This window comes from Pradoshia sp. Z4_20 (assembly GCF_058216035.1).
In genome coordinates this window covers 682,762-703,607 of sequence record NZ_JBZAJD010000002.1, presented here as the reverse complement: position 1 = coordinate 703,607, position 20,846 = coordinate 682,762, and the positions used below count along the sequence as shown (strand labels likewise).

Here is a 20,846-nt window from a genome sequence, read left to right as displayed (position 1 = left end):
ATCATCTTATCAAATCGAATCATATATTACAAAAGAGGATAGTAGTTTTATTGCCTTAAAAAGTGGGTAATAAAAGTAAAAAAAGGAAAAAAGTGAGGTGGAAAAGGAATGGGGTACATAGGTCCAATCACGCAATACGAATACATACAGTACACGAACAGAACGATTGCAGCGGAGAAGCTGACTAAAAATATGATTTCTCGCTTTCAGCCCGTACAGCCAATCAGATTCCATCGCAAGAATGAAGAACGGGATTCATTTGACAGGGAAATCAATTCAGACGATTTTAGAGGTTCATCTAATCGCATTTACAAAAATTATGTGCCGACAGAAATAGTCGAAAAAACCGCCACTGAAATGACTGGGGTCGGTCAATTTATTAATGAAAGTATTTAAACCATACATTTAAAATCACTCTATACATATGGAAAGCAGCGTATTTTAATACGCTGCTTTCCTTTAATGTTTATGAGTATAAACACTTAAGACTGCAGTCGGCTGCAGTCTTAAATATGTTTCTTCATAGTGTGATGAGGGATGCCGGCATCTAAAAATTCATCGGATATAACTGAGTAACCGAGTTTTTCATAAAAAGGGATCGCCTGGTTTTGAGCGTTTAATTTAAGGATCTCAATTTGTTTAGATAGGGCATATTGTTCTATGGCATTCATTAAATGTTTGCCCACCCCTTTTGAGCGGAAATCTGGTAAGATACAAATCCTTTCGACTTTTCCATAGCTATCAACCACCCTGAAGCGTCCGGCACCTATTGGATTACTTTCCTCATCTATTACGAGAAAATGTGTAGATTCCTCTTCTAAATGATCAATTTCTTCTTCTTCAGGTACATTTTGTTCATCTACAAAAACTTTAGTACGTACCGAAAATACCTGATCCAATTCTTCTTTTTCTGATACAATCTTGATGTTCATCGTGATCAGTTGTCCTTTCTTAATTGGTATGTTTCATATACTTTCCATGCCCCATTTTCAGTTTGATAGAGTAAATGGAAGTGATCAACTACTTCTTCGTGTTCGAATTTCATGAGACGCAGTTGTCCGAGAATATCGTTATGTTCCTTGTCAGATAAATCTTGACCAATAGTAATATGCGGAACAAATTTGTATTTTTTATCTTTGCCCAGAATATCATTATGGAAATCTTCGTGAAGTGCACTTAATTCGGCAGTAGGGTCAATTTTTAAATAAATCACATTATTGACTGGTTGGAAGGTGCTAACTTTTAAGACCTTTAATGTAAAAGGCTGGTGTTGGTTTGCAATCTCCTCGAGTTTAGCTGAAATTTCCTTGATTTGCTCATCTGTGGCTGTGAATTCAGATTTTAATGTGACATGAGGAGATATACGAGAGTAATGTGAGTCATAACGCTTTCTATATGAGTTTACAATGTCTTGCAAATTTTTTGAAGGGAAAATAGCAATTCCAAAATTCATGTAAGAACCCCCTGACTTATTTTGTAAAATTAGATATTACTTCATTATAGCAAATATTCAAAAAAAATTCCTTGCTAATTATGTCCTGTGAAAGAGCCAGGTAAGTGTCCTCTTCATATCTGACTGCCATGCCCTCCAGGTATGGTCTCCATCAATCTCTTCGTAAAAGACCGGAAAGCCTTTGCTTTCAATAATCGAGTTAAGTTCCTGATTAGGTTGTACAAAATCTATAATCCCATCTTTAGATGTTTGTACTGTTGTTTCATTCTTTCCAATCGTATGGTAGATTTGCGTTAAATGCGGGAACTGAAAAGACTCCACTGCTGATAGTACGGACTCGTTTACAAGTGGGGAATGCAATGCAATCTTGCCGAATGTATTGGGATAATCCATAGCTGCCATTAATGAAACAGTAGCTGCCAGGGAGTCTCCGATTAGGGCGCGGCTCAGCCCCATTTGGTAGGTCGGATATTCGGCATCAATATATGGAACAAGTTCATGTGCAAGAAACCTTTTATAGGCAGTATGCTTCAGGCCGTCAGGATGATATTTATTCCAGCGATCTTCAACATTTTTATAAGGGACACCTATAATGATTATATTTTCTATTTCTTGCCTTTCTAAAAGCTCATCTGCAGCTCGTCCAATTTTGCCTAATTGGAAATAATCTTTACCATCCTGTGCAATCAGGACGGAATACTTATACAGATGGGAAAAGGCTGAAGGTAAATATACAAGGAGTTCGATTTCCTCATTTAATTCCTTGCTGTTAAAAGATATACCCTTAATTGTTCCGGCTTTTAATGCCAATGAGCTCACCCCCTGTTATTCTTTTCAGGTATATTTTAGCATACTCTAACTTGTATATAATAATCAGGAGATTTGTGATATTATGAAGATTCTGATGGTATAATGGATGAAAGTGTAAAAAGGAGTAATAGAGATATGATTAAAAAACGTGTACATAGTAAAACAGTGACAAATGCTGCTAAACTTGCCTTGCAAAGTCGAGGTGTTACACTTGAAGCAATCGCTGAAATTGTTTATGAAATGCAATTTCCTTATAATGATAATTTAACTCTGGATGAATGCATATATAGTATAGAACGTGTCCTGATGAAACGTGAAATTCAGCATGCCCTTCTTGTAGGTATTGAATTAGATCGATTAGCTGAAAAGGGCATGCTGTCAGAGCCATTGCAGTCTATTGTTGAGTCTGATGAGTCCTTATTTGGTGTGGATGAAACCATTGCCTTAGGAGCTGTGCTCGGTTATGGAAGTATTGGTGTGACAACATTTGGTCACCTGGATAAGAATAAAGTGGGGATTATCCGATATTTAGATACGAAGAAAGAGGGAAGAGGCGTAAATACATTCCTTGATGATTTGGTCGCTGCAATTGCAGCAAGTGCTGCTTCCAGATTAGCTCATCGTCTGCGTGATAAAGAGGAATCCCTGTCCGAGGATGAAATTGAAGATATAGATCATGAAGAAATGATTGGCTAAGGGAAGGGGGGGAACCTCTTCTTTTTCTTTTTATGATGACCGCTGGGATTGATAAACGAGTTGGGTAGATAAGATTTGTTCCTTCTTAAATGTTCGATAGAGTTTGCGGTTAAAACAATAGGCACGAATCAGTTGCTCACCCATTGATTTAACCAGAATACGGCGTTTTGTAAAAATATTTTTATTCGAGACATAGATGATATCGATGGGAATTTGTTCTCTCATGCTCCTAAGTAAATCATTCATTTATCTTCACCTCCTATTTTCATTATATACGAACATACGTTTCTTATTCAACAAAAAAGAAACGTATGTTCGATGTTTGTTTTTGTTGAAGTTGTTAATCATCATTAAATAATCATCCGTTTAATGAACCTTGATAGTAGAAGATATTTACCAAGATAAAAAGAAGGAAAGAGACAAGCCTAGCAATCATATACTCTTTGTGAAGGAATGAAGGAGGGGAAGTTGTTTGGCTAATACACTTGCATATCATGAAACACTGGAATTGCATGAATTAGTAGCATTTGCATCAAATGCATTAGTAGGCTTGAAAATGAAGGTCAGAGATGTACCAAATCAGGAGTTGAAAAATCTATATTTGACTACAATTAAAGTTTTGGAAAGATATATTAAAGAGTTGCTGCAATACTTTCCAAGAGCACCGCAAAGGGAAGAGGATGAAAGAGAACAACCGGACGCCAGCTTTTTTGCAGGGAATTTATTGGGATTAACAAAAACATTAATCCGGAATTATTCGATAGCCATCACTGAAACGGCTACTCCTGTTTTGAAAAAGACATTAACAAACCAACTAAACGGAATGATTGATTTGCATAGCCAGGTATTTAACTATATGTATAAGAATAATATGTATCCCGCATATGATTTAAGTGCTTTGATTAAAAACGATGTAAACAACGCTAATAGAGCAATTGCAAAAAAATATTGAAGGCTCTGGCACCTAGATGGGTGCCTTTTTGGTTCCTGAAATAAAACTGTTATAATGGCCATGAGGTGATACATATGTGTGGTAGATTTACGTTATTTTCAACGTTTGAAACGATTATTGAACGATTTCATATAGAGGCAGCCTTTGATGAGGCAGATTATCAAGTTAGTTATAATATTGCACCGTCTCAGAGAATTGTTGCCGTTATTAATGATGGATCCAAAAATCGCTTAGGTTATTTGAGGTGGGGATTGATTCCATCGTGGGCAAAGGATGAAAAAATAGGATATAAGCTGATCAATGCTCGATCAGAAACGCTTGCGGAAAAACCAAGTTTTCAGAAGGCATACCAAAATAAACGCTGTTTAATTGTGGCTGATTCCTATTATGAATGGAAGCAAACGCCTGAAAGAAAAATACCGATGCGGATTAAATTGAAAAGCGGAGAACCATTTGGATTGGCAGGTTTATGGGAATCATGGAATTCACCAGAAGGACAGGCCGTATGCACGTGTACCATTATTACAACGTCCTCCAATGAATTGATGTCTTCCATACATGACCGGATGCCAGTTATTCTTAACCCGGAAGATGAACAAAAGTGGCTGAATCCAAAGATTCATGATTCGCATTTACTAAAACAATATTTACGTCCGTTTAATCCTGAATTAATGGAAGCTTTTGAAGTAAGTGCTGATGTGAATTCACCCAAAAATAATTCGGAACACTTAATTCAAAGAGTATGTTGATAAGGTAATTTCAACTACTGAAACTATTAAATCGAATTTAAACATTACGTTCGAATAACAAGAGAATAACAAAAAGGTTAAATACGTGTAATTATGTTTTTATCTTTTAAAAGAGGATAAATATAGTAGTGTAAGCAACAAAATAATTTCTTAAAAAGGAGCGATTATTTATGGCAGACAAAATGTCTAGAGAAGAAGCAGGACGCAAAGGCGGAGAAGCTACAGCTAAAAATCATGATAAGGACTTCTACCAAGAAATTGGCGAAAAGGGTGGAGAAGCCACCAAGAAAAATCATGATAAAGACTTCTATAAAGAGATTGGTGAAAAAGGCGGTAAAGCCCGCGCAAACAACGATTAAACCTTCTTCAGAAATTAAAAAAAATACTATAAGCAATCAAGGAAAAACCATGCTGACTTAGCATGGTTTTTCCTTTTTCTGATTACCTTTACCAGATGATAATAGAGTATTCCACATTGGACAAGTTCCTTTAATTGGATTGCAATCATCCGTAATTAAATACTGTTTCCATTCTCTCTTGGATAAATCCTCATAGCCGCCTAAATCTGGATGATACGGCATGTTTTCAATCTTCTCAACTTTTTTTCTAATAACCTCAATTGCTTTTCTGCCATGTGGAGTAGTATAAGACGTATCAGCAAAAATTCTTCTTGGCTGAAAAATCATGATTAGGCAATCACCTAGATTTCGGGTAATACGATTTTGGTAAAAAGGAGCATTGCCAGATACAAAGATAGGTTCCCCGTTGAAAACAAATTCCCAATGGGGATCATCTGGATCAAGGGGAATATCATTGGACCATTCTTTATCATCCTGTTCGTGCAAATAGGATAAAATACTCCAAAAATTGGCATTATAATAATCATAATCAAGGTGCTGATAATTAAGTTCAGGCTCTACGAAAAGAACCAATGCATACCGAATAGATGGATTCTTCCTTGAAAGTTTGAGAAATTCGCTAAGTGTATGTGGAAGCGCAGAAAAATTATGATTCTCACAATACGTATAGCGGAGGAGGCCATCTCGCTCTGCTTTCATGCCAAAGTGACATGGGAATTGATTGTCACTGACAGTAGAACTCCAATAGTTATAGGCCTCATTCAGCCACCTCGGAAGAAGATTCCCCTTTTTAAAGTCAGATTTAATCAGTAAATGGTTCATAAATTAAACTCCTTGACGTATTTTTACGTACGGGACAATTAGGGATAATTTCATCATATGAAAATGATTGGAATGGTTGCTTTGTTCGATTAGATTAATGATGAAATTCTTCAGCTCTCACTGGTTTGATATAATAAAACAAACGAATAAATAGTAAGGAGCATCTTCAAAATGGAAAGAATGTATGGCTGGTTAATTTATAATGGGAGTTTGCTGTCACCAAAATTTATGGAAATCCATGATTGGTATAAAGAGTCAGCTGCAAAAAAAGGAATCATTCTCGATTTAGTTAAAAATACAGAATTATTCTCAGTTATCGAAGGAAATCAAACCATTATTAAAAGTGAAAGACAGCATGAACGGCCGGATTTTATTTTGTTCTTAGATAAGGATATTCGTCTGGCAAATCAGTTGGAACAGATGGGTTATCGACTGTTTAACAAGGCATCTGTAATTGAAGTGTGTGATAACAAAATCATGACATTTCAGGCACTGGCTAATCATTCAATTAAATTACCGAAAACTATATTTTCCCCGCTGACTTTTACAAATACATTGGAAAAGGATCATTCATTTATTGAGTTTATTGAAAGGGAATTATCCTATCCGATTGTTATTAAAGAGGCCTACGGATCGTTTGGTGAGCAGGTGTATCTGATACAAACCCGTGATGAATTGGCGAAAAAGAGAAAAGAATTACTTCAAATCCCACATCTTTATCAGGAGTTCATTAAAAACAGTAAAGGCAGAGACGTAAGAGTTCATGTTGTTGGTGACAAAGTGGTAGCGTCCATGCTGCGTACTTCCGAAACAGATTTTAGAGCAAACGTGACAAATGGTGGGGTCATGCATGAATATGCTCTTCCGAAAGAATTTGAAGAACTGGCAATTAAGGCTAGTCAGATCATCGGAGCTGATTTTAGCGGAGTGGATCTTTTGTTTGGAGAAGAGGAAGAACCGATTCTTTGTGAAGTAAATTCAAATGCTCATATAAAAAATATCTATGATTGTACAGGTATTGATGTAACTGAGCATATCTTCGATTATATTTTGCGGATGGTATGACATGTTTAAAGGCTTACTGATCTATAAGTGCGAGGATTATGACAAAAATAAATGGTTTGTCAATCAGTTTATTAATAATAGTAATCAGCACAATCTAAATATTCAGCTTGTATTTGCCGAGGAATTGAGTTTAATAATTGATAATGGAAAATTGTCCGTTTATATGGAGGATGGAAATTCACTTCAACCGGATTTCGTCATTAACCGCACCCGAGACAGTCAAATAAGCCTTCATTTTGAATTAATGGGGTGCAGAGTTTTCAACAATTCTCAGGTGACGGATATTTGTAATCATAAAGCTAAAACACATCAAATGATTAACAGCCATGGAATAAAATCTGTGAAGACGGCAATCTCATTCACTGAGGGACAGTCGCTATTAAATTTTCCACTTATTTTGAAGACCAACAGCGGACATGGTGGGAAGGATGTTTTTAAAGTAGATTGCAAAACAGAATTAACTAAGCAGATGGAGGAGCTTAATAAGGGGGATGTTATCCTACAGGAAATGTGTGATAATCCAGGTGTTGATGTGAGAGTCTTCGTACTGGGTAAGGAGATAATTGGAGCTGTTAAACGTTATTCCAGCAACAGCTTTAAATCTAATTTTTCACTTGGCGGAAAGGCTGAGCGTTATACTTTGTCTGAGAAACAAGTGAATTTAGTAAATAAAATAGGTAAGTTATTTGATTTTGACTTTGTAGGAATCGATTTTCTCATCGGCCAGGACGGGGAATTCCTGTTCAACGAAATAGAAGATGCAGTAGGTACCCGTACACTTTACCAACAATACGACTTTGATGTTGTACATATGTATCTGAAGTATATTAATAAACAAATGGTTGACTTGCACGCATAATAATCCTTTTATTCAAAAGAATGTAAATTATTTGATAAAATATTAGTGATATACTTCATAAATTTGAGGTAAAGGGATGAGTGGATGAGAAAGAAGGTCGTAATTGCTGGGGGAACAGGTTTTATTGGCCAGTATTTTGAGAAGCAATTTCATTCTATGGGATATGATGTGCTGGTTATTTCCAGAAGCAACGAACATATTAACTGGCATAATAAAGGTGAAATAAAGGAAGCGCTTGAAGGGGCCGAGTTATTGGTTAATTTGGCTGGAAAATCGGTAAATTGCCGCTATAATGCCAGTAATAAGCTAGAAATAGTCATGTCTAGAACTGAAACAACAGCTATATTGGGGAGTGCCCTCCTTGAGTGTATGACTCCACCTCCTTTGTGGATTAATTCCAGTACTGCCACCATATACAGACATGCGGAAGATCGACCTATGACAGAGAAAAAGGGTGAGATCGGAAGCGGCTTTTCAGTCGATGTTGCGAAAGCGTGGGAAGAAACATTTTTTAACTTTGAACTACCGCATACAAGGCAAGTTGCCTTAAGAATTGCAATCGTATTAGGGGGAAGCGGCGGAGTTATGACTCCGTATAAAAATCTCGTTACATTTGGTCTTGGAGGGTATCAGGGATCTGGACGACAAATGTTTAGATGGATACATATTGAAGATTTATTTCAACTTGTTCTCTTTCTTAAGAACAGAGAAGACTTGGAGGGGGTATTTAATTGTTCTTCACCCCATCCAGTCACCAATCGTGAATTAATGGTTCACCTGCGTAACAGTATGAACAGAAAAATTGGGCTCCCCACACCAGCTTGGATGCTTAAGGCAGGTGCAATACTGATTAGAACTGAGCCGGAGCTTGTTTTAAAAAGCCGTTGGGTACTCCCTGAAAGGCTTGAACAAGCGGGGTATACATTTAAATATAAAAATTTGGAAGATGCTTTAAAAGAAATATTAAATGAGATAGTGTCATTAACCGCCTGTACTGTGTGTTGGTTCCTCTCAATAAACTTCTATTTTCCTGGAATTTATATATTTATTATGGAAGTCATCTCCATTGCATTTAAACAATAAGAGGAGTATTATACTTAGTACGAGCTACATTGTACGTGATGCATAATTTAAGTTTTAACCTTTAAGCTGTAATAGGGAGTTTTATTATAAAGGCTGGAATGACAAGCCTCTGTCTATATGACCTGGAGGACAAGCAGGAAAGCTTTTGCGAACACCCACTTGGAGAAGTGGTGGTTTAAAACTTTCTTATATGTAACGGCAAAAGTGGCTTATAAACCAATTCCATTTCGGAATTGGTTTTTTTATTTATCCATAAAAAATGAGTAATAAATACAAAGGGAAAAGCGAAATCAGTTGTTGATTGTTTATTTTGTATTTATTAAAATATTAATATAATTTATCTTAATATTTAAAATTAAAATTACTATTAGTTTTTTTATTAAATCAAAATAAAACAGATAGAATAGGAAATATTATTTAGAGTATTTGGGTGATTTTAATGAATTCCAGGTTATTTTTATTAGCAATCATATTTTCTTTAGTTATTTCTTTGATACCAGAATTAAAAAAGCAGACAATCACTGTTGCTTCTGCGAATGTCGCGATAAATAGTGAAATCGATAAGGTGCAGTTTGCACATAATTCACTTTCTAAAGCCTCAAATAATTTCGATTCTACAATACAAGTATTCGACTCTATTACCTCCGAAGATATTATTGGTCGTATAGTACCAAGTAAGTGTTTAACAGGGAAGGGTATGGTTGTTGAAGAAATTTCTCAGGCTAGCAAACGTGTTATTAGTAGCTTATATCCTTTTGAGATTTTTATTATATTTACAGGATTTATATACATGGCTTTACGTTTAAAGAGATAACCGTGATAGAAGCAGTTCTGTTGTAATTTAAATTACCTAGGCTGAACTGGTTGTACCATTAAACCTTGTTTAACACCAATGACTATAAAAGAGAAAAATAAAGACTTCTATCTGTTTAAGAGATAGAAGTCTTTATTTTGTATACATCCTTTTAAAATCCTTAATATACGGATAGATGGGAGTGTGCAGCATGTTGAAAATTAATTATCAGAATTGCTATTAGCAATTAGCTCTTTTTTTAATGAAAGGATGTTTTGATTCAGACTTGGATACTCAATCTGATAGTACTAACAACTATAATCCTTCTAATAATAGTGAACATTCGACTGGCAGTAAGTTGGATAATTAAAGTCAAACTGATAATTGTATCTCCATACACTCGGATCCTTTAAAATTTATCATATCTTATATGGTGAAAATAAACTCCTAATTTTTCAATTAGGAGTTTATCTTATAATTGTATATTCTATTTACTTTGTAATAAAGAGAGCACTGCCAATTTTTCTGGGGCTTTCGCCTAATTTATTAATTAAATTACCATTGATATATAGGGTGCTGGATCCTCCGCCATCTAAATTTACAGCTTCAACTGCCCCTAATTTCATCATAACATCAGCGCTTTGGCTTGCTGTTAAACCACTACTCCCATTAATTCGGCCATCTGTAACTGCCATGATAAACCGTCCATCTTTAGTCTGACCAAACAATGTTCGAGGGTTCCTGCTTTTACTGTGTGAGAAATACTCACTATGCGCTAAATTTATTTTGCCGTTCTGTACTAAAGAATATGAAGTACCAACAGCAAAATAATTATTTTCCTTCATATCTTCTAATTCTTGAAGATTTATTAATGGTGTTGCGATACTACGAATATCTATTTTCCCTGTCTTTTTATATTCCATAATTACGTATTTAGGATTATGGTTACTGGTTACTTGTCCATTTACCATAAATAAACCACCATGTTCCATTTTTGAGTTAAAAAAGCCTAAGTTTATCTTTGCTAGTTCATTTGGTAGCTTAATAGATGACAATGGTTCAAGAACATTAGGTTTTCCTTTGGAAACTGTTAAATTAGCATTAGGATTACTTGTATAGATATGAATATTCGTATTATAATATCTTACATTTTTATAATTAGGTACTGTCTCTTTGATGACAGACTTCTTCATGTATGTCGAGTTGACAAAGCCTGTCTTACTAGCATATTTAACCTTAAACCAACTTCCAGATTTGGAGAGATAAGTCACATTTTTCCCTTTCGGAATGGTTAGGATTACTTTATGTTTATTAGAAGCACCAGTCCTTAAATTGACATTAGCCGTTGTTTGATATGTAACGGTAGCCTGTGAATTAGTCTGGGAATTAGCTGTTGGTTTCTTTAAATAAGAAGAGCTCACAAAGCCTGTCTTATTAGCATATTTAACCTTAAACCAACTTCCAGATTTGGAGAGATAAGTCACATTTTTTCCTTTCGGAATGGTTAGGATTACTTTATGCTTATTAGAAGCACCAGTCCTTAAATTGACATTAGCCGTTGTTTGATATGTAACGGTAGCCTGGGTACTAGCCTGTGAATTAGCAGTTGGTTTCTTTAAATAAGAAGAGCTCACAAAGCCTGTCTTATTAGCATATTTAACCTTAAACCAACTTCCGGATTTGGAGAGATAGGTCACATTTTTCCCTTTTGGAATGGTTAGGATTACTTTATGCTTATTAGAAGCACCAGTCCTTAAATTGATATTAGCCGTTGTTTGATATGTAACGGTAGCTTGGGTACTAGTCTGAGAATTAGCTGTTAGCTTCTTTAAATAAGAAGAGCTCACAAAGCCTGTCTTATTAGCGTATTTAACCTTAAACCAACTTCCGGATTTGGAGAGATAGGTCACATTTTTCCCTTTCGGAATGGTTAGGATTACTTTATGCTTATTGGACGAACCGGCTCTTAAATTGACATTAGCTGTCGTTTGATAGAGTGTGGAAGAAGAAACGGTTGCTGCGTCTACTTTTGTGTATAAATCAGTTGTTCCAAATAAAACCAAACCAAATGTAATAAAAATTAATACGATTTTTTGTGTCAATGAGTTTCTCATGCAAGACTTTCTCCTAATATTTGTGATAAATAATTTGTTGTGATAGTTATAATAATATAAAAATATTAATATACTTATTTATAGAAATAAACAAAAAATTAGCTATTTTATTATTTTTATATAATTAATAAGGAATAAATAAAGGATTCTTAATAAGGACAGAAGTAAATTATAAATGAGGATGTATTTGTGTTTTTTTTAGATAAGGTGAGTTGTTTATTAAAATCATTGAACTAAAGTGAAAAAAGTATGAGGTTTGCAGATATTTTTCTGTGAAAATAACAAGATATGGACTGACACATAGGTCCTTGTTGAACTGGTTATATTTAATCAAAAAAGGGAGATATGTTGAGTTAACAACATGTCTCCCTTTTTGATTTATTGTTTTTTGACTGAAATCTCTATACGGACACCATTTTTGTATATCTATCTTATTTTTGTATTTAAATTAAATTTTCTATTTGTTTATTTTGAATTATTTCTTTGCTGGTTTTAGGAACAAATCGCTCCGTAAGTGCTGAGATAGCGCCATCGCCTGTTACATTGCATGCTGTTCCGAAGCTATCCTGAGCTAGGTATAATGCGATCATGAGGGAAAGCATGTTATCAGAGAAACCGAGCATGGATTCTAATAAACCAAGTGCAGCCATAACAGCTCCTCCTGGAACTCCTGGTGCGGCGATCATTGTGACACCAAGCATTAAAATAAATGGTAGCATTTGTGTAATGCTAGCATCCGTACCCTGTAACAGCATAACTGCCATCGCACAGCTGACGAGGGTAATTGTACTTCCAGATAAATGGATAGTTGCTAATAGTGGAACAGTGAAGTTTGCTACTTTATCTTTCACACCCATTTTTTTAGTCCGATCCACAGTAACAGGAATCGTTGATGCGGAAGACTGAGTGCCTAAAGCTGTAAAATACGCTGGTAACATAGTCTTAAGCATTTTAAATGGATTTTTCTTAGAAGCTGCACCCGCAACTGTATACTGTATGACTAACATAAACAAATGTAAAGCAATGATCATCACAAATACTTTAGCAAATACACTTAAGATAGACGCAATTTGACCGCCCTGAGTCATGTTTGCGAATATACCAAAGATATGAAATGGTAAAAGAGGGATAATAATCGTATTAATTACCTTCACGACAATCTCTTTGAATTCTTCCATTACATTAAGAAGTGCTTCTCCTTTGATAGACGCCATCCCTACACCAATTGTGAAGGCTACAAGCAAAGCCGTCATAACACTCATTACAGCAGGCATCTCAATTGTAAAATATGGAGAGAGTAAAGCTTCCTCAGGATTTGCAAAGCTTTGAGCAGTCTGGTTTTTTAATATAACAGGATACAATGCTTTGGCCACGAAAAAAGCAATCAAGCCAGCTATTATTGTAGAAGCATAGGCTAATCCAGTTGTGATACCGAGCATTTTGCCGGCACCTTTCCCCATCATTCCAATTCCTGAAGCAATAAAACCAATGATAATAAAGGGAATAATAAATTCTAAAAAGCTGCTAAAAAGCCCGTTGAAAGTAGTGAAAATACGAAGCATCCAGGCTGGAGCAATCATTCCTATACCAATACCGAGAAAAATAGCTAATATAATCTTGGGTAATATACCGAATCGTTTCATGGTGTCCTCCTTATAAATACAGTTGTACTCTATATGTGGATTATACAGAAAAATGAATTAAAAAGTAACCTTTATGCTTAAAAAGAATAAAATAATGTTTTTTGATTGGTGATTGGAGTTAAATCTCTTAAATTTGGGATATCCATATTGGTAAAATAATATAAATGAAAAAGCTATAGGGGAGCAGAGAAAATGTTTTTCTTAAATTCAATATATTTCTATGATGATACAATTGATTGGAGATATAAAAATCATTCTCTATTTATTCTTCTGTTTACTGACTTTAAATAATGAGTGATTGTGTGTATGAAAGGAGAAGAAATATGCTAGGAATTCTGGAGTTTCAGTTAAGCAAGATTATGGTTAATATCTTCATTATTGTCGGGATTTTTTGTTTTGCGGTCCTTTTTACAAAGCAAGCCGAGTATGCTGAAAACCTAAAAGGAAATGCGATTACCTCTAAAGATATGAAAATTTCTCTTATAAAGAGAATGGCTTATGGCGCAGTTTTAGCTATCATTACTATTTTAATTGAGTATATCTTAGTTTATTATCTGTCTGGTTATTTTGAAGTAGAGATTAACGAATTTAGTTTTATATTCAGTATCTTTGTTTTGTGTTTTTTCTTAATGTTAGGAGTGGGTCCAAAGGAATATACTGAACCAACCACTAATAATTACTGGGTTAGACAAGAATTATACTGGACACTCGGTAATAAAGAATTTGATATATTGGGAAAACCGTTTTTAATAGGGGCTGTTACTTTTTTTCTCATCCATTTAGTTTACTTCATCATCTAGATCCTCAATAGTTTGATCTAATCATGATCTTCCATCCCTCTCCATCTCCTCTTATTAAATGATAAATGGTCGTTTTTGGTATAAAATCATTCCAATGACCCATGGAAAATCCTGAATATTTTAGATAAAAATAAATAATTATACATAGATAGAATGGTTTATTTAGGTTTTAAAGGTATAAAAAGTAAATGTATCTATTGCTAATTTTTCCATAAACTGATAATATTAGGACGTTGTTATTTTGGAAAGCAAATATTCAAATAGTTAGAGTCTTTCCAAGCAGATAAAAATTGACCACTTGCCCACGGGAAGTTAAGGCCATACGGACAGCCGGGTCAAATGCCGACAGGCAACATTAGTTGCCCTATTGATTGAGTTAGAAGCTCAAATTTTATAAGTTGGTTACTTTATAACCAGTACGACATAAATCGTGCAAAACTTGTGAAACGGTCAATAAGAGTGGTAAAAGTATTTATTTGCTATATAGACTCTGATCTCCTTTTTAGGTATGTTGAATATTAAAAAGCTTTTCAGACATAAAATTCATTGGATTTTATGTGTGGCAATATGTCTGTATTTATATATGCTTTTTAATAGGATAATAATATCTACAAGCAAGTGTTGTGCAATGAAATGCGCGTACACTTGCTTTTTTGTTGTCTTTTAACTTTATCAATTAATAAAAATCACCCCATAAATTCTTATGATTTAAGCCAGATGGAAAGGGAAGTGGGAGAATTTTCAGCGAGAGGAAGTTTTGTGATGAATGAACGAGCAAGATTATTTTGTCTTTCGCAGGGGCGGGCACCTATTTATGAAGCTTTGGAAGAGTTCAAGAAAAAGCGAATTGTTCCTTTTGATGTACCCGGCCATAAACGCGGGAGAGGTAATCCCGAATTGACAGCTTTTTTGGGGGAGCAAGCGGTTAGCGTGGATGTTAACTCGATGAAGCCGCTTGATAATCTCTGTCACCCGGTATCCGTCATTAAAGAAGCAGAAGAATTAGCAGCTGAGGCATTTGGTGCTGCACATGCATTTTTTATGGTGAATGGAACGACATCTGCCGTACAGGGGATGGTCCTAACAGCTTGTAAAGCGGGAGATAAGATTATTCTTCCCCGAAATGTTCATCGCAGTGTCATTAACGCACTTGTTCTATGTGGTGCCGTGCCGGTATATGTAAATCCGGAAATGGATAAAAATCTAGGAATTGCGCTTGGTATGTCTCTCAAACAGGTGGAAAAAGCGATTAAAGAAAACCCAGAGGCTAAAGCCATTTTGGTCAATAATCCAACCTATTATGGAATCTGCTCGGATTTACGAGGGATTGTGAGGCTTGCTCATCAGCATAACATGCTTGTTCTTGCAGATGAAGCACATGGAGCACATTTATACTTTGGAAAAAACCTTCCCGTGACTGCCATGGCTGCTGGTGCAGATATGGCTTCAGTCAGCATGCATAAATCCGGGGGAAGTTTGACGCAAAGCTCATTTATGTTAATGGGACCCTCTGTGAATGTTGGTTATGCAAGGCAAATTGTTAATCTAACACAAACAACAAGCGGATCATATTTGCTGCTTTCAAGCTTGGATCTTTCACGAAGAAATCTAGCGTTAAATGGAGAACGGATTTTCGATGATGTTATTAATCTTGCAGAATATGTTCGGAACGAAATCAATCAAATTGGTAACTATTATGCCTTTTCAAGAGAATTGGTGAATGGAGACAGCATATTTGATTTTGATGTAACTAAGCTCTCGGTACATACATTAGATATTGGACTAGCGGGAATTGAGGTATATGACTTATTGCGAGATGAGTATGATATCCAAATTGAATTTGGAGATATAGGCAATATTTTGGCCTATGTATCTGTTGGTGATCGGAAAAGAGATGTCGAACGTCTGATCAGTGCCCTATCAGAAATACGTCGCCGTTATTCGACTGATAAATCAGGTCTGATTACACAAGAATATATTGACCCGGAGGTTGTGATTACACCGCAGGAGGCATTCTATGCAGATAAAGAATCATTGAGTCTGCGAGATACAGAGGGTCGGGTGTGCAGTGAGTTTGTGATGTGCTATCCTCCTGGAATTCCAATCCTCGCACCAGGTGAAAGAATTACGAAAGAAATCATTGAGTATATTGACTATGCAAAAGCAAAAGGCTGTTCCATGACAGGACCGGTAGACCTTGCTATTGAACGTCTGAATGTACTAAAGGGAGTGTGACAGCATGGAGTTGTGGTTTCATGAACGTAGCACGGCAGAAGTAAAGCTTTCCATCAAGGTGGACAAGCATTTATACAGTGAACAGAGTGAATTTCAGAGGATTGATATCTTTGATTCGAACGAATTTGGGAGATTTTTGACCCTGGATGGCTATATGATGATGACTGAAAAAGATGAGTTTATTTATCATGAGATGATTACCCATGTACCTATGGCTGTTCATCCAAATCCACGGAAGGTTTTGGTTATTGGTGCAGGGGATGGCGGTGTTGTACGTGAGCTAACCCGTTATCAACAGATTGAACATATTGACATGGTGGAAATTGACGAAAAGGTAGTTGAAGCCTGTAAAAATTATTTGCCTTTAACAGCTTCTAAGCTTGATGACGAACGGGTTCATATTCATTATGAGGATGGGCTGAAATTTGTTCGATCCTGTGAAAATCAATATGATTTAATCATCGTGGATTCAACCGACCCATTCGGACCGGGTGAAGGCTTGTTTACGAAAGAATTTTACGGTAATTGCTACAAGGCCTTACATGAAGATGGAATTATGGTAAATCAGCATGAGAGTCCGTTTTATGCAGAAGACAGGGCAGCGATGCAGAGGGCGCACCAACGGATTATCGACTGTTTCCCAATTAGCAGGGTATATCAGGCACATATTCCATCCTACCCGTCCGGCCACTGGTTGTTTGGATTTGCATCCAAAAAATATCAACCTCTTGCAGATTTAAATCAAGAGGCTTGGAAACAGTTAGGTATTAAAACACGCTATTACAATCCTAATTTACACCGTGGTTCCTTTGCTTTGCCAACGTATGTGGAGGAGCTGCTGAGGGACGTGGAAGATATTCCATGAAAATCTTCTAGTGTTTAAAACAAGCAGAAAGAAGTTTGTTAGATAAATAAATAATGGATTGGAGATATGAAAAATGGGAAAAGCACTGATTATTGGTTGTGGCGGAGTAGCCTCTGTGGCAATAAACAAATGTGTACAAAACAGTGAGGTATTTGAAGAGATTTGTATTGCAAGTCGTACTAAGTCCAAATGTGATGATTTAAAAGCTAAGCTTGACGGCGGTAAGACAAAAATTACAACGGCTCAGGTGGATGCAAACAATGTGGATGAGCTAATTGTTTTAATAGAAGAAGTGAATCCGGATATAGTAATGAACCTTGCCTTACCATATCAGGATTTAACGATTATGGATGCCTGTCTTGCAACTAAAACTCATTATATGGATACAGCTAATTATGAGCCTGAAGATACAGCGAAGTTTGAATATAAATGGCAATGGGATTACCGTGAGCGCTTTGAAGAAGTGGGTATTACTGCATTATTAGGAAGCGGATTTGATCCTGGCGTTACAGGAGTATTCTCAGCCCATGCCTTAAAACATCATTTTGATGAAATTGAATACATTGATATTTTAGACTGTAATGCAGGTGACCATGGTTATCCTTTTGCAACAAACTTTAATCCTGAAATAAATATCCGTGAAGTAACAGCAAATGGCTCCTATTGGGAAAATGGCCAATGGGTAGAAACAGAGCCAATGGAAATTAAACGTACGTACAATTTCCCTGAGATCGGTGACAAAGATATGTATCTATTACATCATGAAGAAATTGAATCACTTGCTTTGAATATTCCTGGCATTAAGCGGATTCGTTTCTTTATGACATTTGGGCAAAGTTATCTCACTCATTTAAAATGTCTAGAAAATGTTGGGATGACATCTATTGAGCCAATCGAATTTGAAGGGAAAGAAATCATACCTCTTCAATTTTTAAAAGCAGTACTTCCAGACCCTTCTTCACTTGGTCCGCGTACAAAAGGAAAAACGAATATTGGCTGTATTTTCCGCGGTAAAAAAGATGGAAAAGATAAAACTTATTATGTATACAATGTTTGTGATCATGAAGCGTGTTACAAAGAAGTGGGATCACAGGCGGTTGCTTATACAACAGGGGTTCCTGCAATGATTGGTGCGATGATGGTTATGAACGGAAATTGGAACAGTCCTGGTGTTTACAATATTGAGGAATTTGATCCAGATCCGTTCATGGAAGCATTGAATAAATGGGGACTTCCTTGGAAAGAAAGCTTTGATCCGGAGTTAGTAGACTAAGATGCGCTTTGATCAATTACCAACACCATCTTATGTGGTAGATGAAGGTCTACTCGAGAAAAACCTAAAAATTTTAAAGGGTGTAATGGGTCGAACCGGATGTAAAATTATCCTGGCACAAAAAGCATTTTCTATGCATGCAATGTATCCGTTAATCGGTCAGTATTTGAGTGGGACTGCTGCGAGCGGATTGTATGAAGCTAAGCTTGGCTATGAGGAGATGGGAAAGGAAAATCATGTGTTTTCCCCAGCCTACCGCGAAGATGAGATAGATGAAATTATCTCTATTTGTGATCATATTATCTTCAATTCTTTTTCACAGCTTGAGAGATTTGGGGATAAAGTACTCCAGGCAGGTAAAAGCATAGGCCTCCGTATTAATCCAGAATGTTCGACTCAAGAGGGCCATGAAATCTATGATCCATGCACTAGAGGATCCAGATTTGGTATAACGGCTGATGAATTTCGTCCAGATTTGCTGGAAGGTGTATCGGGATTACATTTCCATACGCTTTGTGAACAGGATTCGGATGCCTTGGCACAAACCCTCAATGCTGTCGAAGAGAAATTTGGAAAATGGCTGCCGCAAATGAAATGGATTAATTTTGGCGGTGGCCACCATATTACAAGAGATGGGTATAATATAGGCCTGCTGGAGGACTGTATTACCCGTATTCAGAAGACATATGATTTGGAGGTTTATCTTGAGCCGGGTGAAGCAATTGCTCTTAATGCCGGATTTCTTGTGACAACGGTTCTTGATACATTAAAGAATGATGTGGAAATTGCTATCCTCGATACTTCGGCTTCCTGTCATATGCCGGATGTGTTGGAAATGCCATATCGCCCTCCGCTTCTTGGTAGTGGTGAACCCGGTGAAAAGGCCCATACGTACAGATTAGGCGGTCCAACCTGCTTAACAGGGGATATTATTGGAGATTATTCATTCAATCAGCCGTTAAAAAGTAATGACCGATTGGTTTTTGGGGATATGGCGATTTATTCGATGGTTAAAAACAATACATTTAACGGAATGGCCTTGCCGACAATTGCTGTACAGGATAAGAATGGTGAATGCCGCATTTTGCATAAATTTAATTATATGGATTTTAAAAATAGACTATCTTAATGAAAAAGCTAGATTCCAATGTGAATCTGGCTTTCTTCTATAGAAAGGTATTATATATAGAAGAAACTCGTATATTAAGTTTTCTACGATTTGATTAAAGACGGATATCTCTGATTGTTAAAGGTGTTTTTAATACTTTTGTAGAATTACTTTGAATGAATAAAAACGGAAAACTAGTAAGGGGTGAGACAAAATGGAAAAAAATGAGGTTATCATGATTGAGGAACGAAGTAATAGTAAAATGAATTTTCCATTTATATTAAAGATTGTTGGGATTATTGCACTATTGATTACCGCTATTTCCTTAGGTGCAGGGTTGTATAAACTGTATGTGTATGAAAGTCCATATACTGAAGAGTATATGATGGGTGAGGAATATGAGGGAATATATGATGAGGAGAAAGGGGTAAATTCATATAATATTATGGAAGTGTCGGATTTAACAGTCAATACCGGCTTGGCTACAGCTTATTTTACGTTAGCGATTTTGTTTACCATCCTTGGAATAGGAGCTTTTGTAATGGCTGAATTGGTTAAACGGAATGAGCAAAGGAGCATGTTGAGTAAAGGCAATCTAAAAGAATGAAAAGCTCAAACCCAGTCAGGAGTTTGAGCAAGGTTGAATAAGTTATATAGTCTCTATTGTACGACCGCTTAACTTCGCTAAAATGTTACTAATAGATAAGAAAACGGTAAAGAATGCATTCAGCACTATATTAATTAAGCCGCTAAATATACTAAGAATGAAGTAGACGATTGCTGATATTAAAATACCTTCCATTAACATTTCAATAGAAAATGAACGTTCATAAATAGCGCCAATAATAGTAATGAGCCATATTAATACAATATATATCATGGGGAAATAGGCAATGAATTGACAGATCCATGAAAGGATACGTGTAATTCCTGCAGCAATCCAATAAAACGGGGAAAAAAGAATAAGTCGAAAGATCAGGAAGTAATGTTGTATGGTATTCATGCTAGCTCAACTCCTCCGTATTAGTCTAAGGTGCTTCATTATTTAAATTCCCGTAATAATCACCTTTAAAAATGAAAAAATTGTGAATGATATAGGGGATGTGTCACCCTTTATAGTTAGTTAACGTTTTAAACAAAAAATCAATTAAGGCACGAGAAAAAATA

At 36.0% G+C, this 20,846-nt stretch carries 22 protein-coding genes, 1 other RNA gene and 1 pseudogene; 16 read left to right on the top strand and 8 right to left on the bottom strand.

All coding sequences use genetic code 11. The features are described 5' to 3' along the window. Positions 1 to 108: 108 nt before the first annotated feature. Positions 109 to 396 carry a hypothetical protein gene (locus tag AC4BHP_RS09385; protein ID WP_490551919.1) on the top strand — a complete coding sequence of 96 codons (288 nt, stop codon included), beginning with the start codon at positions 109 to 111 and terminating at the stop codon, positions 394 to 396. A gap of 110 nt (positions 397 to 506) precedes the next feature. On the opposite strand, the gene AC4BHP_RS09380 is transcribed toward AC4BHP_RS09385, so the two are convergent. From AC4BHP_RS09380 to AC4BHP_RS09370, 3 genes are all read right to left on the bottom strand, one after another. Beyond that, complete coding sequence (locus AC4BHP_RS09380) at positions 507 to 932, bottom strand: GNAT family N-acetyltransferase (RefSeq protein ID WP_490551918.1); 426 nt, start codon at positions 930 to 932, stop codon at positions 507 to 509. A 5-nt stretch (positions 933 to 937) separates the two neighbouring features. Beyond that, positions 938 to 1,453, bottom strand: coding sequence for a 2'-5' RNA ligase family protein (locus AC4BHP_RS09375; RefSeq protein ID WP_066101354.1), 516 nt, complete (start codon positions 1,451 to 1,453; stop codon positions 938 to 940). A 78-nt stretch (positions 1,454 to 1,531) separates the two neighbouring features. Next, positions 1,532 to 2,263 carry an alpha/beta hydrolase gene (locus AC4BHP_RS09370; protein ID WP_139891416.1) on the bottom strand — a complete coding sequence of 244 codons (732 nt, stop codon included), beginning with the start codon at positions 2,261 to 2,263 and terminating at the stop codon, positions 1,532 to 1,534. Between the two features lie 135 nt (positions 2,264 to 2,398). Here AC4BHP_RS09370 and AC4BHP_RS09365 point away from each other — a divergent pair, with 135 nt between their 5' ends. Beyond that, complete coding sequence (locus AC4BHP_RS09365; RefSeq protein WP_139891415.1) at positions 2,399 to 2,959, top strand: phosphatidylglycerophosphatase A family protein; 561 nt, start codon at positions 2,399 to 2,401, stop codon at positions 2,957 to 2,959. A 30-nt stretch (positions 2,960 to 2,989) separates the two neighbouring features. Here the strand turns inward: AC4BHP_RS09365 and AC4BHP_RS09360 are convergent, their stop codons facing one another. Next, positions 2,990 to 3,205, bottom strand: coding sequence for a hypothetical protein (locus tag AC4BHP_RS09360; RefSeq protein ID WP_066101348.1), 216 nt, complete (start codon positions 3,203 to 3,205; stop codon positions 2,990 to 2,992). A gap of 226 nt (positions 3,206 to 3,431) precedes the next feature. Between AC4BHP_RS09360 and AC4BHP_RS09355 the strand changes: the two genes are divergently transcribed. The 3 genes and pseudogenes from AC4BHP_RS09355 to AC4BHP_RS09345 all read left to right on the top strand — a co-directional run. Beyond that, positions 3,432 to 3,911, top strand: coding sequence for a spore coat protein (locus AC4BHP_RS09355; protein WP_225983664.1), 480 nt, complete (start codon positions 3,432 to 3,434; stop codon positions 3,909 to 3,911). Positions 3,912 to 3,985: 74 nt separating this feature from the next. Further along, positions 3,986 to 4,660: an SOS response-associated peptidase gene (locus AC4BHP_RS09350; protein ID WP_490551917.1), complete on the top strand. Its 675-nt coding sequence runs from the start codon at positions 3,986 to 3,988 to the stop codon at positions 4,658 to 4,660. Positions 4,661 to 4,830: 170 nt separating this feature from the next. Continuing rightward, positions 4,831 to 5,013: pseudogene (locus AC4BHP_RS09345) on the top strand (KGG domain-containing protein); the annotation flags it as partial. Positions 5,014 to 5,076: 63 nt separating this feature from the next. Here AC4BHP_RS09345 and AC4BHP_RS09340 read toward each other — a convergent pair. Further along, positions 5,077 to 5,841, bottom strand: coding sequence for a YqcI/YcgG family protein (locus tag AC4BHP_RS09340; protein ID WP_490551916.1), 765 nt, complete (start codon positions 5,839 to 5,841; stop codon positions 5,077 to 5,079). 171 nt (positions 5,842 to 6,012) lie between these two features. Here AC4BHP_RS09340 and AC4BHP_RS09335 point away from each other — a divergent pair, with 171 nt between their 5' ends. The 5 genes from AC4BHP_RS09335 to AC4BHP_RS09315 all read left to right on the top strand — a co-directional run bounded on the left by AC4BHP_RS09335 (position 6,013) and on the right by AC4BHP_RS09315 (position 9,662). Continuing rightward, entirely contained in the window at positions 6,013 to 6,906 is an 894-nt protein-coding gene (locus tag AC4BHP_RS09335) for an ATP-grasp domain-containing protein (RefSeq protein ID WP_490551915.1), read from the top strand. Position 6,907: 1 nt separating this feature from the next. Then, positions 6,908 to 7,765 (top strand): ATP-grasp domain-containing protein, encoded by an 858-nt coding sequence (locus tag AC4BHP_RS09330; protein WP_490551914.1) that lies wholly within the window; start codon positions 6,908 to 6,910, stop codon positions 7,763 to 7,765. Between the two features lie 84 nt (positions 7,766 to 7,849). Further along, positions 7,850 to 8,848: a TIGR01777 family oxidoreductase gene (locus tag AC4BHP_RS09325; RefSeq protein ID WP_490551913.1), complete on the top strand. Its 999-nt coding sequence runs from the start codon at positions 7,850 to 7,852 to the stop codon at positions 8,846 to 8,848. 18 nt (positions 8,849 to 8,866) lie between these two features. Beyond that, positions 8,867 to 9,063: non-coding RNA, 6S RNA (gene ssrS / locus AC4BHP_RS09320), on the top strand. 224 nt (positions 9,064 to 9,287) lie between these two features. Then, positions 9,288 to 9,662 carry a hypothetical protein gene (locus AC4BHP_RS09315; protein WP_490551912.1) on the top strand — a complete coding sequence of 125 codons (375 nt, stop codon included), beginning with the start codon at positions 9,288 to 9,290 and terminating at the stop codon, positions 9,660 to 9,662. Positions 9,663 to 10,132: 470 nt separating this feature from the next. Here AC4BHP_RS09315 and AC4BHP_RS09310 read toward each other — a convergent pair whose 3' ends face one another. Together AC4BHP_RS09310 and AC4BHP_RS09305 are read right to left on the bottom strand one after the other, a co-directional pair. Continuing rightward, on the bottom strand, positions 10,133 to 11,755 hold the full coding sequence (locus AC4BHP_RS09310; RefSeq protein ID WP_490551911.1) for an SH3 domain-containing protein: 1,623 nt from the start codon (positions 11,753 to 11,755) through the stop codon (positions 10,133 to 10,135). A 443-nt stretch (positions 11,756 to 12,198) separates the two neighbouring features. Further along, positions 12,199 to 13,398, bottom strand: coding sequence for a dicarboxylate/amino acid:cation symporter (locus AC4BHP_RS09305; protein ID WP_490551910.1), 1,200 nt, complete (start codon positions 13,396 to 13,398; stop codon positions 12,199 to 12,201). Positions 13,399 to 13,721: 323 nt separating this feature from the next. On the opposite strand from AC4BHP_RS09305, the gene AC4BHP_RS09300 reads away from it, so the two are divergent. The 6 genes from AC4BHP_RS09300 to AC4BHP_RS09275 all read left to right on the top strand — a co-directional run bounded on the left by AC4BHP_RS09300 (position 13,722) and on the right by AC4BHP_RS09275 (position 20,286). Then, the gene (locus AC4BHP_RS09300; protein ID WP_490551909.1) at positions 13,722 to 14,198 is read left to right on the top strand and encodes a hypothetical protein; all 477 of its coding nucleotides are present in this window, start codon (positions 13,722 to 13,724) and stop codon (positions 14,196 to 14,198) included. A gap of 762 nt (positions 14,199 to 14,960) precedes the next feature. Next, positions 14,961 to 16,433, top strand: a complete 1,473-nt coding sequence (locus AC4BHP_RS09295; RefSeq protein WP_490551908.1) for an aminotransferase class I/II-fold pyridoxal phosphate-dependent enzyme — start codon at positions 14,961 to 14,963, stop codon at positions 16,431 to 16,433. A gap of 4 nt (positions 16,434 to 16,437) precedes the next feature. Then, complete coding sequence (speE, locus tag AC4BHP_RS09290; protein ID WP_139891409.1) at positions 16,438 to 17,298, top strand: polyamine aminopropyltransferase; 861 nt, start codon at positions 16,438 to 16,440, stop codon at positions 17,296 to 17,298. Between the two features lie 73 nt (positions 17,299 to 17,371). Next, entirely contained in the window at positions 17,372 to 18,571 is a 1,200-nt protein-coding gene (locus tag AC4BHP_RS09285) for a saccharopine dehydrogenase family protein (protein WP_490551907.1), read from the top strand. Between the two features lies 1 nt (position 18,572). Beyond that, on the top strand, positions 18,573 to 19,700 hold the full coding sequence (nspC, locus tag AC4BHP_RS09280) for a carboxynorspermidine decarboxylase (RefSeq protein ID WP_490551906.1): 1,128 nt from the start codon (positions 18,573 to 18,575) through the stop codon (positions 19,698 to 19,700). A 193-nt stretch (positions 19,701 to 19,893) separates the two neighbouring features. Next, complete coding sequence (locus AC4BHP_RS09275) at positions 19,894 to 20,286, top strand: hypothetical protein (RefSeq protein WP_490551905.1); 393 nt, start codon at positions 19,894 to 19,896, stop codon at positions 20,284 to 20,286. A 42-nt stretch (positions 20,287 to 20,328) separates the two neighbouring features. Here AC4BHP_RS09275 and AC4BHP_RS09270 read toward each other — a convergent pair whose 3' ends face one another. Then, positions 20,329 to 20,682, bottom strand: a complete 354-nt coding sequence (locus AC4BHP_RS09270) for a hypothetical protein (RefSeq protein ID WP_490551904.1) — start codon at positions 20,680 to 20,682, stop codon at positions 20,329 to 20,331. Between the last annotated feature and the right edge of the window lie 164 nt (positions 20,683 to 20,846).

What these genes read in the sequence shown, in the direction of transcription:
- AC4BHP_RS09385 (WP_490551919.1), top strand. Translation starts at nt 109, where the DNA reads ATGGGGTACATAGGTCCAATCACGCAATACGAATACATACAGTACACG.
- AC4BHP_RS09380 (WP_490551918.1), bottom strand. Translation starts at nt 932, where the DNA reads ATGAACATCAAGATTGTATCAGAAAAAGAAGAATTGGATCAGGTATTT.
- AC4BHP_RS09375 (WP_066101354.1), bottom strand. Translation starts at nt 1,453, where the DNA reads ATGAATTTTGGAATTGCTATTTTCCCTTCAAAAAATTTGCAAGACATT.
- AC4BHP_RS09365 (WP_139891415.1), top strand. Translation starts at nt 2,399, where the DNA reads ATGATTAAAAAACGTGTACATAGTAAAACAGTGACAAATGCTGCTAAA.
- AC4BHP_RS09360 (WP_066101348.1), bottom strand. Translation starts at nt 3,205, where the DNA reads ATGAATGATTTACTTAGGAGCATGAGAGAACAAATTCCCATCGATATC.
- AC4BHP_RS09350 (WP_490551917.1), top strand. Translation starts at nt 3,986, where the DNA reads ATGTGTGGTAGATTTACGTTATTTTCAACGTTTGAAACGATTATTGAA.
- AC4BHP_RS09340 (WP_490551916.1), bottom strand. Translation starts at nt 5,841, where the DNA reads ATGAACCATTTACTGATTAAATCTGACTTTAAAAAGGGGAATCTTCTT.
- AC4BHP_RS09335 (WP_490551915.1), top strand. Translation starts at nt 6,013, where the DNA reads ATGGAAAGAATGTATGGCTGGTTAATTTATAATGGGAGTTTGCTGTCA.
- AC4BHP_RS09330 (WP_490551914.1), top strand. Translation starts at nt 6,908, where the DNA reads ATGTTTAAAGGCTTACTGATCTATAAGTGCGAGGATTATGACAAAAAT.
- AC4BHP_RS09325 (WP_490551913.1), top strand. Translation starts at nt 7,850, where the DNA reads ATGAGAAAGAAGGTCGTAATTGCTGGGGGAACAGGTTTTATTGGCCAG.
- AC4BHP_RS09315 (WP_490551912.1), top strand. Translation starts at nt 9,288, where the DNA reads ATGAATTCCAGGTTATTTTTATTAGCAATCATATTTTCTTTAGTTATT.
- AC4BHP_RS09310 (WP_490551911.1), bottom strand. Translation starts at nt 11,755, where the DNA reads ATGAGAAACTCATTGACACAAAAAATCGTATTAATTTTTATTACATTT.
- AC4BHP_RS09305 (WP_490551910.1), bottom strand. Translation starts at nt 13,398, where the DNA reads ATGAAACGATTCGGTATATTACCCAAGATTATATTAGCTATTTTTCTC.
- AC4BHP_RS09300 (WP_490551909.1), top strand. Translation starts at nt 13,722, where the DNA reads ATGCTAGGAATTCTGGAGTTTCAGTTAAGCAAGATTATGGTTAATATC.
- AC4BHP_RS09295 (WP_490551908.1), top strand. Translation starts at nt 14,961, where the DNA reads ATGAATGAACGAGCAAGATTATTTTGTCTTTCGCAGGGGCGGGCACCT.
- speE (WP_139891409.1), top strand. Translation starts at nt 16,438, where the DNA reads ATGGAGTTGTGGTTTCATGAACGTAGCACGGCAGAAGTAAAGCTTTCC.
- AC4BHP_RS09285 (WP_490551907.1), top strand. Translation starts at nt 17,372, where the DNA reads ATGGGAAAAGCACTGATTATTGGTTGTGGCGGAGTAGCCTCTGTGGCA.
- nspC (WP_490551906.1), top strand. Translation starts at nt 18,573, where the DNA reads ATGCGCTTTGATCAATTACCAACACCATCTTATGTGGTAGATGAAGGT.
- AC4BHP_RS09275 (WP_490551905.1), top strand. Translation starts at nt 19,894, where the DNA reads ATGGAAAAAAATGAGGTTATCATGATTGAGGAACGAAGTAATAGTAAA.
- AC4BHP_RS09270 (WP_490551904.1), bottom strand. Translation starts at nt 20,682, where the DNA reads ATGAATACCATACAACATTACTTCCTGATCTTTCGACTTATTCTTTTT.